At 42.0% G+C, this 13053-nt stretch carries 13 protein-coding genes; 7 read left to right on the forward strand and 6 right to left on the reverse strand.

Features of this window, described 5'->3' with window-relative positions:
- Positions 1 to 36: 36 nt before the first annotated feature.
- The 4 genes from proS to Q7P97_RS05365 form a co-directional block, all read right to left on the reverse strand.
- Positions 37 to 1473 (reverse strand): proline--tRNA ligase, encoded by a 1437-nt coding sequence (gene proS, locus Q7P97_RS05350; protein ID WP_303967585.1) that lies wholly within the window; start codon positions 1471 to 1473, stop codon positions 37 to 39.
- Between the two features lie 159 nt (positions 1474 to 1632).
- Positions 1633 to 2922: a cation:dicarboxylate symporter family transporter gene (locus Q7P97_RS05355; RefSeq protein WP_303967588.1), complete on the reverse strand. Its 1290-nt coding sequence runs from the start codon at positions 2920 to 2922 to the stop codon at positions 1633 to 1635.
- Between the two features lie 98 nt (positions 2923 to 3020).
- Positions 3021 to 3896: a response regulator gene (locus Q7P97_RS05360; RefSeq protein ID WP_303967591.1), complete on the reverse strand. Its 876-nt coding sequence runs from the start codon at positions 3894 to 3896 to the stop codon at positions 3021 to 3023.
- Positions 3893 to 5167 (reverse strand): sensor histidine kinase, encoded by a 1275-nt coding sequence (locus Q7P97_RS05365; protein WP_303967594.1) that lies wholly within the window; start codon positions 5165 to 5167, stop codon positions 3893 to 3895. The genes Q7P97_RS05360 and Q7P97_RS05365 overlap by 4 nt, the downstream gene beginning before the upstream one ends.
- A 138-nt stretch (positions 5168 to 5305) precedes the next feature.
- Between Q7P97_RS05365 and Q7P97_RS05370 the strand changes: the two genes are divergently transcribed.
- Positions 5306 to 5956: an SDR family oxidoreductase gene (locus Q7P97_RS05370; protein WP_303967597.1), complete on the forward strand. Its 651-nt coding sequence runs from the start codon at positions 5306 to 5308 to the stop codon at positions 5954 to 5956.
- Positions 5957 to 6017: 61 nt separating this feature from the next.
- Here the strand turns inward: Q7P97_RS05370 and Q7P97_RS05375 are convergent, their stop codons facing one another.
- The gene (locus Q7P97_RS05375) at positions 6018 to 6500 is read right to left on the reverse strand and encodes a cupin domain-containing protein (RefSeq protein WP_303967600.1); all 483 of its coding nucleotides are present in this window, start codon (positions 6498 to 6500) and stop codon (positions 6018 to 6020) included.
- Positions 6500 to 7405, reverse strand: coding sequence for a DMT family transporter (locus Q7P97_RS05380; RefSeq protein WP_303967602.1), 906 nt, complete (start codon positions 7403 to 7405; stop codon positions 6500 to 6502). The genes Q7P97_RS05375 and Q7P97_RS05380 overlap by 1 nt, the downstream gene beginning before the upstream one ends.
- A 132-nt stretch (positions 7406 to 7537) precedes the next feature.
- Here Q7P97_RS05380 and Q7P97_RS05385 point away from each other — a divergent pair, with 132 nt between their 5' ends.
- The 6 genes from Q7P97_RS05385 (at position 7538) to yedF (ending at position 13013) form a co-directional block, all read left to right on the forward strand.
- Positions 7538 to 7960 (forward strand): putative periplasmic lipoprotein, encoded by a 423-nt coding sequence (locus tag Q7P97_RS05385; protein ID WP_303967605.1) that lies wholly within the window; start codon positions 7538 to 7540, stop codon positions 7958 to 7960.
- A 146-nt stretch (positions 7961 to 8106) separates the two neighbouring features.
- Positions 8107 to 8949 carry a YitT family protein gene (locus Q7P97_RS05390; RefSeq protein ID WP_303967609.1) on the forward strand — a complete coding sequence of 281 codons (843 nt, stop codon included), beginning with the start codon at positions 8107 to 8109 and terminating at the stop codon, positions 8947 to 8949.
- Positions 8950 to 9223: 274 nt separating this feature from the next.
- Complete coding sequence (locus Q7P97_RS05395; protein ID WP_303967612.1) at positions 9224 to 10756, forward strand: AbgT family transporter; 1533 nt, start codon at positions 9224 to 9226, stop codon at positions 10754 to 10756.
- A gap of 118 nt (positions 10757 to 10874) precedes the next feature.
- Complete coding sequence (locus tag Q7P97_RS05400; RefSeq protein ID WP_303967615.1) at positions 10875 to 11444, forward strand: nitroreductase family protein; 570 nt, start codon at positions 10875 to 10877, stop codon at positions 11442 to 11444.
- Between the two features lie 131 nt (positions 11445 to 11575).
- Positions 11576 to 12784 (forward strand): selenium metabolism membrane protein YedE/FdhT, encoded by a 1209-nt coding sequence (gene yedE, locus Q7P97_RS05405; protein WP_303967618.1) that lies wholly within the window; start codon positions 11576 to 11578, stop codon positions 12782 to 12784.
- On the forward strand, positions 12774 to 13013 hold the full coding sequence (yedF, locus tag Q7P97_RS05410) for a sulfurtransferase-like selenium metabolism protein YedF (RefSeq protein ID WP_303967621.1): 240 nt from the start codon (positions 12774 to 12776) through the stop codon (positions 13011 to 13013). The genes yedE and yedF overlap by 11 nt, the downstream gene beginning before the upstream one ends.
- Positions 13014 to 13053: the final 40 nt, after the last annotated feature.

Raw genomic sequence — 13053 nt, forward strand, 5'->3', positions numbered from 1 at the left:
ACGAAAAACTTCGTGGGACAGCTTTTACTTTCTCTATTAGTAAGAACGAGCAAACCAAACCGTATGCTTCGACTCATTTCCACAATTAATACAAGTGGACTTCTCTGCTGGTGGATCGAACGGAATATTACGCGTCGTAAACTTCGTCTCATCCTTCACATGCTCTTCACATGCATCATCGCCACACCAACCTGCAAGAATCCAACCCGGAGTTACTTCGTTAGTAGCACTATCTTCAATATGCTTCTTCAATTCATCGAGCATATCGATATTCATATGAGAATTCTCATCACGGAACGTACGCGCATTTTCAAGCAAACGCTTCTGCATCGTCTGTAATTCTTGCTCGATGCTCGCGACAGCTTCAGCCAGACTAACGGCCACTTTTTCGCCACCGTCACGCGCTTTCATCAATGCTTGATCATTTTCAAGATCACGTGGTCCAAGTTCTAGACGTACCGGAACACCTTTTAATTCATACTCGTTAAACTTGAAGCCTGGAGACTGGTCTGAATCATCTAGACGTACGCGAATACCTTTAGACTTCAATTCAGCATAGATCTCATCCAGCTTTTCCATGATTGCGGGATTCTTCTTCCAAGGTCCAACTGGAATCAGCACGACCTGTGTCGGTGCAACGCGTGGAGGCAATACAAGACCTTGTTCGTCACCATGCACCATGATAACAGAACCGATCAAGCGTGTTGACGTTCCCCAAGATGTTGTATGCACGAACTGGTGCTTGTTTTCTTTAGTTAAGTATTTGATATCAAATGCTTCAGCAAACTTTGTGCCGAGGTAATGTGACGTTCCGGCTTGTACTGCTTTGCCATCTTTCATCATTGCTTCAATCGAGAATGTATCAATTGCACCCGCAAAACGCTCAGACGGTGTTTTCTGACCATCATATACTGGAATCGCAAGTAAGTCTTCAACAACTTCTTTGTAGATTTCCAACATCTGCATCGTTTCATGACGTGCTTCTTCTTCATCTACGTGTGCAGTATGTCCTTCTTGCCACAAGAATTCAGACGTACGAATGAATGGTAGAGTCTTTTTCTCCCAGCGGAATACGTTTGCCCACTGGTTGATCAGTACTGGAAGGTCACGGTAGCTCTTGATCCAGTCAGAATATAAATGACCAATCATCGTTTCAGACGTTGGACGTAGCGCCAAACGTTCTTCCAATTTCTCGCCCGCCGCTTCTGTTACCCATGGCAATTCTGGAGAAAATCCTTCGATATGATCTTTTTCTTTTTCGAAAAATGACTCTGGAATTAGCATAGGGAAATAGGCGTTACGGTGACCCGTCTCTTTAAAGCGACGATTCATTTCATCCTGAATATGCTCCCAGATTTCATAGCCGTCCGGTTTAAACGCGATACATCCACGCACTGGTGTATAATCCATTAAATCCGCTTTCTGGATTGTATCGATATACCATTTCGTAAAATCATTTTGCTGATTGCTCATTACTTCATTTCCTCCTTAGTAAAAACCGCACTCTTGTTATTCCATACTGTTAATCATATAACAAATCAAGCATTCCTACAATTGAATGCCGTCACAATGCATGTCTAACCTCTTAAATTCCATAAAAAAACTGCCCTCAATGAAGAGGACAGCCTTCGATTACACTAATTTTTCTTCTGCAAATACAAATTGTGGTTCGCGTTCTACTTTCACAGTATCCTCACCGAAGCGACCTTCCCACTTCGACATGACTACCGTTGCAAGTGCGTTTCCAATTACGTTCACTACCGTACGTGCCATATCAAGTAAACGGTCGATTCCCGCGATAAATGCTAAACCTTCAAGCGGAATTCCTACTGTTCCAAGCGTCGCAAGTAACACGACAAATGAAACGCCAGGTACGCCAGCAATCCCTTTAGACGTAATCATCAACACTAACACTAACGTGATTTGCTCCATAATACTCAACTGAATGCCATACATTTGTGCAATGAACATAGCCGCCAATGCTTGGTAAAGAGTAGATCCGTCTAGGTTAAATGAATATCCTGTTGGCACTACAAAAGATACGATATCTTTCGGGCTACCGTACTTCTCCATTTTCTCCATCACTTTCGGTAACACCGTTTCCGAACTAGACGTAGAAAACGCTAGAATCAATTCGTCTTTCAAGATTTTCATGAAGTGGAAGATGTTCACGCCCACCATCTTCGCGATCCCACCTAACACGACGATGATGAAGAATATCATCGTTGCATATACAAGAACCATTAATTTCCCCATCGGAATGAGTGATTCCAAACCGAATTTAGATACCGTTACACCAATTAACGCGAATACGCCGAACGGTGCAAACTTCATGATCATATTCGTTACCCAGAACATTGCGTCAGCGACCCCTTGGAAAACATCAAGTACCGGTTTGCCACGCTCCCCGATTGCCGCTACACCTAATCCAAATAACACAGAGAAGAAAATGATTGGCAACATATCGCCATTCGCCATCGAGTCTACAATATTACTTGGTACGATGCCAACTAGCACATCCATGAAGCCGCCATTTTGCACTTCTTCTGTCGTTTCTACATATTGCGAGATGTCACCTTTTTCAAGAGAAGACATATCGATGCCTTCACCTGGCTTGAAAATATTTGCTGACATAAGACCAACAATAATCGCAATCGTTGTTACAATTTCAAAATATAAAAGCGTTTTACCGCCAAGTTTACCTAATTTCTTAATATCACCTGTACCTGCTACGCCGATTACTAGCGTGGAAATAATAATAGGTACTACAATCATTTTAATCATATTGATGAACATCGTGCCGATTGGCTGTAAGTATCTCTCTACATTAGGATTACCATAGAAGATTGCACCGACTGCAATACCTAAAACCAATCCAATTAATATTTGGTAAGCCAAAGACAATTTAAATATCTTTTTCATCGATAATCCCCCTTAGATGTTCTCTGAAAACGCTTTCTTTCAGTAACTTATTCATATCTTACGGGGGCCCTACAAAATTCTACAACATCCTACAAAAACTATTTTCGTCCTTCTATTGTTTCCATATACAACACATGCAGAAACTTCTTACTGTTCACTTTGGCAGGCCTGATATCGATACTTTCTTCTTGAATCTGTTTCATTCTCATACTTATCTCTTGGAAGTCAAAGAAGCGTGGGGCATAGTATTCGAATTCATCGATTGTATAATCTACCGCGCCAAGTGATGCTAAATGTTCCATTGCCGTAAGGATTGATCGACGGATTCTTTGCTCCATCGCCTTACTTTCTTTGGAGATGTCTCCATCTGGCACACCCAGTTTTGTCAACGCAGCTTCATATAGTTCCTTTAGAGGCGGTAATTGAATAGCTCGCTGCTCGTTCAAGACTTCCATGATGGCTACGATGTCGCGACTTGCGCTGTCACTAAAGATACCCATATCATGCAGCTTCTTCAGAACAATATCTTTCACTGATTGCTGTGCTTTAGGTTGTTCAACAGAACCGAATTGCGCTAGCGATTCCCGAATCGTCAATAAAGAGTTTTTCAGACGTAACTGTTCCGCTGTACGTCGCACGATGCTTCGCACTTCTATTTGATTGATTGGCTTATGTATGAAGAATTCGACACCGACTTCATAGGCTTCGCCAACCATTTCTTTGTTCACTACTTGGCTCAGCATAATGAATTGTCCATTATAGCCTTGTGTTTTCAACTGTTGAATTGTTTCGATTCCATCAAGTTCAGGCATCAATAAATCGATCAATACGACGTCCGGTGCTAGGGAAAGTATTTGAGGTATGGCTTTCACTCCACTTTCCGCCTCACCAATCACAATCCCTTCTTGCTCTGCCAAAATATTTTTCAGCATCACACGGCTTGCTTTGTCGTCATCTACGATAAAATATCTCATGCTTCTATCTCCTCCATAATGGATTCCATAGGGATTTCCACTAGTACATTCAGTCCTTGATCGAGACGCTTTACCACAATTGTACCTCGCAGCGCTTCAATAATTGCACAGACATGCGATAACCCGATACCTGTTGCTGCCGTTCCTTGATCTGTAAATTTCGTCGTATAACCTGGTTCAAATATGATGTCTTCATGTTCAATAGGAATCCCTTTTCCTGTGTCACATACACTAAAGCGCACCCACTCTTCATCGGTTTCGACTGTAATGAGTACTTGACCTTTTTCATCAATGGCCTCCACAGCATTCGCCGTCAAATTATTCAATATAGCGAGCAAAGGGACATGTTGGCCTGTTTGGAGGTCCCCATCAAGTACTGTTTCCAACGTGCATTCCTTACCGATCATTTCACTGTACTTTTCATTCGCAGTGACGACCATATTGAGTAAGTCAGATAGGTAAAACACTTCTACTTGTTGCCGTGTTGTCCACTTTGATAACCCTGCCAAAATTCGCTGAGAATCCTTTTTCACTTCATGGATCTCCTGCGCAATGTGTAACGCTTGGGTGCTAAGTTCCGGTTGGTTCTCTTTTTTGAGCTTGCGGTATAAATCATGACTCGATGCAGTGATTTGTTCTATATGGTTCATGGACTTTTGTAAATACAATGCTTCCGCATATAACTCAGAACCTACCCCAAGCATCTCCTCTACACGCTGCTTCTCTTTTGATAATGCCACAGAACTATATAATCCCACAGTGAAGAAACTTCGCAATAATGCGACCCCTACTAGAATCCCCCACTCCTTAACATTGAGCAGAGAACTATGTAACCACCAGTTACGCAGTGCATGCTCTGACGTGTTGCTCACTACTTCAAATATGAAAGCTAAGGCACCTAGTCGAAGTGGTAAAGATTTATACTTTTCAAGACCGACAAAATGCCAGCCGACCGCCACGATAAAGTAAAACAAAAAGACAGGTACATGCATTTGTAAACTCTCAAGCAAATCAGCACCGAGCCACAGCTCCTTCGTTATACGAAATACTACTACCGTAACTGCTGTAACGAATCCTGTGCGCAAAATAGAGACAGGTGGGTAAATAAGTATTAATAAAAAGAATACTATACCGCCCAGCGCAAAACGGAACATCTCGTCGTCAAACGGCATCACTTTCAATTCGCCTGTAAGAGCTGTCAAGATTGCAATAAAGGCAATTCTAGCCGCTTCCGATTGATATATATGGCGCCACATTAATTTTGCATTCATCATTTCGCTCCTAATAAATAAGTAATCGTACACGTATTATAGCAACCAGAAAAACATTGTACAGTTTTGGACTTGGATATTACGGGTACTGTAAGAAGGTAGATTTATTATATTTATATATCGAAAGGATGAAAATACATGAAAGTTTTAGTTGTAGGTGCAAACGGTCAGATCGGGAAACAGTTAGTTTCATTGATTCAAGACAGCGATACGCTGAAAGCAAAAGCCATGATCCGTAAGCAAGAGCAAGCGGAACATTTTGAGAAAATCGGTGCGGAAACCGTGCTTGTAGATCTTGAAGGCGAAGTGGACGACATCGTAAAAGCAGCAGACGGCGTAGATGCTATCGTCTTCACAGCAGGCTCCGGCCCCAAAACGGGTCCAGATAAAACTATGATGATCGACCTTGACGGTGCTATTAAAACTATACAAGCAGCGCAGAAAGCCGATGTTAAACGTTTTATCATGATTAGTTCATATGACACAACACGTAAAGCGATCCAGGAAGCACCGGAATCATTTGCTCCGTACGTTGTCGCAAAACACTATGCAGATGAATGGTTACGCTCGACTGACCTTAACTATACAATGATTCATCCAGGCGCTTTAACAAACGACAAAGGAACAGGCAAAGTAGAAGCCGCAACTACTGTCGAACCTAAAGAAGTACCACGTGAAGATATCGCAGAAGTTATCTTCGCTTGTCTAGAAAACGACTCTACAATCGGCAAGGAGTTTCAAGTAATCGGTGGGTCCACGCCAATCACAGAAGCAATTGAAAAACTATAATCCTAATAATTTAAAAATAGTTAAAATAAAACGATTAGAAGCATAATACTTCTGATCGTTTTTACGTAAGTTTTTTAATTATCTCTTCGTATTTAGGATGCTTCTTCAATAAATCATGCCGCTCAAATAACTCAAAATCTGCAAAATCAAATCCTGGCGATACCATACAACTAACTAGCGCAAACGTATTGGGCTCTTTCACCGATGAGCCAAAAATTGTATCTTTCGGCACGAGAAATTGTGGCACTTCCCCTTTGTGTAGGTCAAGACCCACTGATACCTCTTCATATAGCCCTTGAGGCGTAATCATATGTACGGTTAATGAGCTGCCCCCATGAAAATACCAGATTTCATCTGACTGCAGACGATGAAAATGGGAAACATCTTCTGAACGAAGAAGAAAATAAATACTCGTATACATAGGGCGCTCACCTTGCGCACAATTTGCAGTGACATCCGACCGATACGTCGATTTATAAAACCCTCCTTCAGGATGTGGTTCCAGCTGTAAATATTCAATCCACTCTTCTGCATTCATATCCATCACTCCTCATTTTCTGTATCTAGCAGTATAACAGGTTCTTTCTTACGATAATTAACGAAACAGATACTGAGAACGACGAGCAACAAGCCAACCCATAGCGTATGTGTCATCGGTTCACCGACAAATACGGTGCTGATGAACACTGAAATGACCGGAACTAAAAAGGTAAACACCGCTATCTTACTTGCCTCTCCAGCACGAATAAGAGAGTAATAAATGATGTAAGCTACTGGGATTCCCATCGTGGCACCAAATCCGAGACCGAATAGATACATCGATTCCCACTCAATCGCAGACCAACTCTCTGTCATGGAACCAAGTACAAGCAGGACTACGCCACCTATAGTAAATTGCATCGCGACCATCCAATATGCATCGACTTCCTCACTGACTTTCTTCACATACACAACGCCTAGTGCCCAAAAGAATGCCGTCAGCACGCCGAATACCACGCCTAGTATGGAAAGCTGGGCTGTAAAATGTTCTGCGCTAACTACTATAATGCCGATGAACCCAATCAATAATCCTGTTACCTTAATTGGCGTCATAGTCTCACCCAACCACATCCAAGCAAATAAACCAAGAAGGACCGGCTGAAAATATACGAGTACCGAGAATAATCCACCTGGTAAATAGTGTAGGCCTATCGTATGCAATCCAAAAAATAGGACGGTGTTGAACAAAGCTGAAATACTGTACTTTCGCCAATGCTGACGCCATTGCAATCGATCACGTAGCTTGAACATCAGTAACATGATCAGACTACCGCCAAGCAATGCACGCATTCCCGAGAATAATAACGGCGGTGCATAAACGATTGATAGTTTATAAATTGGCCAACTCACACCCCAAATCACAACTAATACTACCAGCGCGAAAGTTGATTTTGTAAATAGCTTGTTCACTCCCCCATCCTTTCTGTTTATGTTGACTCGATTGTTATAGTCTATTCCCACAAATTTTTTATGACTCCAATTGAAGACAAAGGTTTTCTTTTGCGCAAAAGTTCCTTATGATTACTAATGGAGGCGATTTACTTGAAAAAACTATTTATGCTAATAATAACTGCTGCTTTTCTCGCAGCTTGTAGTAATGAAGAACCGAAAGAACCGGTTGAATCTACTGAACCAACCAAAGAAACAGCACCGACAGAACAGACAAGTGACGGTGTAGAAGAAGGTCTTAAAGAAGATACAGTCGAACGAGAGTATGCCGCGTTCGCTAACGATGAAGTACCCGTCAATTCCAAAGTGAAGTTTCTTGGGAAGGTAACAGCAATTGACGAAGGTGTTTATGCTGTAGAAAGCGATGCAGATGAAATCCTATATGTGAAGGATATCCGACTTGGAGAACGTACGGATATTCTGGAAGGTTTCGACGTTTCCGTTTACGGAACGTATGACGGCAAAGATGATGAGGGTGTACCTGTTATTAAAGGTATTTTCATTGATGCTGATTGACTACTAAGAATATCAACCCGTGTTGGGTAATGTACACGTTTTAATAGGTTGAACGACAGGTATAGTACCTTTACAGTTGAAAATCTATAAAAGTACAAAAGTGGCATACTATAGTATGTCGCTTTTTTCGAAAGAAGGGTGATTGAATGCAACGAAGACTACTGGATTATGCCGCTTTAATTGTAGGATCATTCATATTCGCAATTGGAATTAACTATTTTGCGATTCCGAATATGCTATCTGAAGGTGGCGTCATCGGGATTACGATCATTACATATTATTTATTTGAATGGTCACCTGGCGTTGTTAGTTTCATACTTAACTTGGTGCTCGTTGCGATTGGGTATAAGTTCTTCAGCAAACGAACAATTATTTATACTGTCATCACAATCATTTTCATGTCTATTTTCCTTGAGCTGACAAAGAACTGGGGAGAACAGTTGGGCCATGATACTTTACTTGCTGCTTTATTCGCTGGTTTATTTGTAGGTGGCGGCCTTGGGTTGATTTTCCGTGTCGGTGGAACTTCTGGAGGTGGCACTACGGTTGCCCGCATGCTTCAGCAGTGGCTTGGGTGGAGTGTAGGAAAAGCGGTGCTGGTTATCGATATTACTGTCATTTTATTATCAGCTTTTGTTATTGGCAAAGAAAAAGCGATGTTCACACTTGTAGCGGTATATGTAGGAGCAAAAGTGATTGATAAGATCGTAGACGGTGCGGATGACCGAAAAGCTGTAATGATTATTTCAAAACATCAGGAAGACATTCGCAAGGAATTGCTCACTACGATGGGTAGAGGAGTGACCATTCTTGAAGGTCGTGGCGGTTATACGCTCGAGAAACAAGCAATTTTATACATTATCATTAACCAAGGGGAAATCGTACAGCTACGACGGATTTTGGAGCGTGTAGATGAGGATGCTTACGTTACAATCAATAACGTACAAGAGATTTTCAAGCGCGGCTTCAAAGAGAGACGTCCAAAGTAAGTTGTAGACCTAACGACAACGATTCAAATCTTCCGAGTTCTAACGTAAACCAAAAGGGATTCACAATACCTTTCTACCTATCTAAAAGTAGATGGGTTTTTCCCACTTTTATATTATTCACCCTTGCGCCAAGACTCGCAACAATCTTCCAATTTAATTATTTCAATAAAGCATTTAACTAAATGTGATTCTCTTATATACTTGACTTTGTCTGAAAAATTAATACTTTTTCGTGATAGTTAGAATAGCATTCTTTAAGCGAAAGGAGATCATCATGAATACGCAGAAAAAAGGTTTTTTCCAGAAGTTTTTGGATATGATCGAAAAGACCGGCAACCGCTTGCCGCATCCGGTTACATTGTTCGCCCTTTTGGCTTTACTAGTAATCGTCATCTCCGCAATCGTTTCGTACTTCGGTGTTAGCGCAGAACATCCAGGCAAAGAAGGCGAAATGATCGAAGTACATAATCTGCTTAGTAGTGAAGGTATACACTATATCATTACGAATATGACCGATAACTTCATCGGTTTTGCTCCGCTTGGTGTCGTATTGATTACGATGCTTGGTATCGGGGTTGCAGAAGGATCGGGCTTGATCAGTGCATTGCTTCGCGGCTTCGTCATGTCCGTACCAAAACGTTTAATCACCCTCGGACTCGTGTTTGCAGGGGTAATGTCTAGTGTTGCTTCTGACGCAGGGTACGTTGTCTTGCCGCCACTAGGTGCAGTGTTATTTGCGGCACTCGGTAGACACCCTCTTGCAGGTCTAGCCGCAGCATTTGCCGGAGTTTCCGGCGGGTTCAGTGCGAACTTGCTTCTTTCGGGTACGGATGCATTGCTTGGTGAATTAACCATTATGTCTGCAGCGATCATCAATCCCGAGTATGCAGAAGGTATGAACATTGCCATGAACTATTACTTCATCGCATTTTCCGTTATCGTTCTGACATTCGTCGGAGCGTGGGTCACGGAAAAGATTGTGGAGCCACGTCTTGGTGAATATACTGGTGAATTCCGTGAGAAAGTTGAAAAACTAACTCGTCTAGAAAAGAAAGGTTTGATTTGGGCTGGTGTTTCTGTTGTAGTAGCAGGAATACTTGTTGCACTTCTTGTCGCTTTCCCAGGTGCTCCATTGCGTGGAGATGAAGCGGATATGCCAATCATCAAATCACCGTTCATGAAATCGCTTGTGCCGATCATCGCGTTTATGTTCTTCGTACCGGGTCTCGTCTACGGTAAAGTAACAAAAGAAATTCGCAATGATAAAGATGTCGCAGCTATGATGTCTACGACAATGGCTGCTATGGGTATGTTCATTGTTCTATCGTTTACAGCGAGTCAGTTCGTTGCATTCTTCTCTGAGTCGAATATGGGCTTGGTGTTAGGAGTCTACGGCGCTAACTTCCTTGACAGTATTAATTTAAAAGGAATACCACTATTACTGATGTTCATCGTCATTGCAGCGTTCATCAACTTGTTTATCGGTAGTGCGTCTGCGAAGTGGGCTATGATGGCACCAGTCTTCGTTCCGATTATGATGCAGCTTGGATATTCTCCTGAATTGACGCAAATGGCGTATCGTGTGGCGGATTCTTCAACGAATATCATTTCACCGCTCATGACGTATTTTGCGATCATCATCGCGTTTGCGCAAAAGTATGATAAGAAAATGGGTATCGGTACGCTTGTTTCCGTAATGTTCCCATATTCCATGTTCTTCTTAATATTCTGGAGTATCACGTTAATTATCTGGATGTTACTAGGTATCGATCTCGGACCTGGTTCCCCTATTTATTACTTGAAATAAGAAGATTTTTACCCCGTAAGAGCTTACTTTGCTCTTACGGGGTTTTTTATGGTAGTATAGTAGATGATAATGATTTTCATTTAGTGGAATTTTATCTATTGAAAAGGAGTTTTCAATTATGAGCTATGAAGCAAAGAATGACGTAGAAAAGTCAATCATGGGTAGACGCTCGATCAAGAAGTTTAGTGCTGACCCAGTCGATATAGACGAGATCATCGAATTACTGAATGTAGCTAAATGGGCACCCAATCATAAACTGACAGAACCTTGGCGATTCCAATTATATGCGGATGAAGGCAAAGAGAAATTTATAGAAGCATTCCTAACTTCCCAGAAGAGAGATGGCGAAGTGACAGATAAGGCGAAAAACAAAGCGGCATACTTCCGCACTATCCCATTGCATTTAGTTGTCATCATGCCCGAAGATTCACGTAAAAAGCGTTGGGATGAAGATTACGCTGCAGTCTCTGCAATGATACAGAACTTCCAGTTGGCAGCATGGGAACGTGGTATCGGCATGATCTGGCGTACAAATGACTGGACGCATGATCCTGTATTTAAGGATGCAATTGATGTGAAATCAGATGAGAAAATTGTTGGAACATTGATGATTGGTTACCCAAAACATGTGCCTCGACCTGAAGAGCGAGCGGATATCCGCAAGGTTTTAAAAATTATCGATAAATAAAAAATACGATTACCACTTCACTTCATAGAAGCTGGTAATCGTATTTTTTTTGATACTAGTATATTATTACTTGATTTTTGCACAGTTAAGAATACACTAGAAAAAGAACTTTTATAAGGGGCGACGATCCAATGAAAAAAATGATTCAACCTATTTTCCAACGCTATTGGAACCCTTATCTCGTCTTATTGATAGCTGGTATTCTTAGTGCAGTATATTTCGGCTTAACTTCGACTGTTTGGGCAGTAACTGGTGAATTTACAAGACTGGGAGGCGATCTCTTATTATTATTTGGAGTCGATATCTCAGGCTGGCAATATTTTGACATGGTACATCTGCAAGGAACGACATGGAACCGACCAGATGGCTGGATTGTCTGGGGAATGTTCGCGGGCGCACTCATTATGGTGTTGCTTAGCAATAGTTTCAAGATCCGATTGCCGCAGCAGAAACGTCGTTATGTACAGGGATTAGTTGGTGGAATTATTGCAGGATTCGGTGCACGCTTGGCACTCGGTTGTAATCTAGCTGCTTTCTTTACAGGTGTTCCTCAATTCTCTTTCCACTCATGGATCTTTATAATGGCAACAGGCATCGGTACTTTCTTTGGAGCCAAACTGACGAAAACACGCTGGTGGAAAGGCAAGCCTTCCTTGATTCGCGGGAACGCAAAGCCGACACAACTTAAAAAGCGCGTAATCCAACCGTATGTCGGTGGAACAATCGCAGCCCTCTACATCGGACTCACTATATACTTCTTTGCATCCGGACAAAAACTGCTTGGCCTTGGTGCGCTTTTCGGCCTGGCCTTTGGTATTTTGATTGAACGCGGACAAATTTGTTTCACTTCTGCATTCCGCGATTTATTTCTCGTCGGACGTAGCATTATGGCAAAAGCAATTATTATAGGTATGGCTGTCAGTTCCATTTTGACGATCATTGTCATTTCCATCTATGACTTAACGCCAATTACACAAATTGCAGCACTTAGCACATTTGTCGGTGGCATATTATTCGGACTTGGCATTGTCATGGCGTCAGGCTGTGAAACCGGTATGATGTATCGCTTGATGGAAGGACAGTTACTCTTCTTACCAGTATTTGCGGGCAATATTATCGGGGCTACATTCCTTGCCTATGCTTGGGATCACCTAGGTGTCTATAATGTATTGGTCAAGAGCGGTGCAAAAATCAATTTACTCGATACATTAGGGCCAATTGGCGCAATTTCTGTTACGCTGCTCATGCTTGGTGGACTCTACGCATTAACGGTATATGGAGAAAAACGCTACCATCGCAAGTTAACAATAAAGAGAGGAATGAATGTACATGCAAACTGAATTAGAAGCGGACTTTACACTCGATCTGCGTGGCGAGTCATGTCCCTACCCCGTGATTTACACTTTAGAAACACTTGAAGGTATGAATAACGGTGAGTTACTGCAAGTCATCACCGATTGCCCTGGCTCTTTCCGCAACGTACCGGAAGAAGCGATTGCTCACGGTTATAAATTTGCGCAGGATCCTGTAAAGAATGGACAGGAATACTTGTTTCATATTTACGCATGAGAAAAGGCAACTATCCGCGGATAGTTGCCTTTCATATTGA

The organism is Sporosarcina ureae (assembly GCF_029267015.1).
GTDB lineage: Bacteria > Bacillota > Bacilli > Bacillales_A > Planococcaceae > Sporosarcina > Sporosarcina ureae_D.

Excerpts from the sequence above, each read along its gene's own strand:
- proS (WP_303967585.1), bottom strand. The coding sequence starts at position 1,473 with ATGAGCAATCAGCAAAATGATTTTACGAAATGGTATATCGATACAATC.
- Q7P97_RS05355 (WP_303967588.1), bottom strand. The coding sequence starts at position 2,922 with ATGAAAAAGATATTTAAATTGTCTTTGGCTTACCAAATATTAATTGGA.
- Q7P97_RS05360 (WP_303967591.1), bottom strand. The coding sequence starts at position 3,896 with ATGAGATATTTTATCGTAGATGACGACAAAGCAAGCCGTGTGATGCTG.
- Q7P97_RS05365 (WP_303967594.1), bottom strand. The coding sequence starts at position 5,167 with ATGAATGCAAAATTAATGTGGCGCCATATATATCAATCGGAAGCGGCT.
- Q7P97_RS05370 (WP_303967597.1), top strand. The coding sequence starts at position 5,306 with ATGAAAGTTTTAGTTGTAGGTGCAAACGGTCAGATCGGGAAACAGTTA.
- Q7P97_RS05375 (WP_303967600.1), bottom strand. The coding sequence starts at position 6,500 with ATGGATATGAATGCAGAAGAGTGGATTGAATATTTACAGCTGGAACCA.
- Q7P97_RS05390 (WP_303967609.1), top strand. The coding sequence starts at position 8,107 with ATGCAACGAAGACTACTGGATTATGCCGCTTTAATTGTAGGATCATTC.
- Q7P97_RS05395 (WP_303967612.1), top strand. The coding sequence starts at position 9,224 with ATGAATACGCAGAAAAAAGGTTTTTTCCAGAAGTTTTTGGATATGATC.
- Q7P97_RS05400 (WP_303967615.1), top strand. The coding sequence starts at position 10,875 with ATGAGCTATGAAGCAAAGAATGACGTAGAAAAGTCAATCATGGGTAGA.
- yedE (WP_303967618.1), top strand. The coding sequence starts at position 11,576 with ATGAAAAAAATGATTCAACCTATTTTCCAACGCTATTGGAACCCTTAT.
- yedF (WP_303967621.1), top strand. The coding sequence starts at position 12,774 with ATGCAAACTGAATTAGAAGCGGACTTTACACTCGATCTGCGTGGCGAG.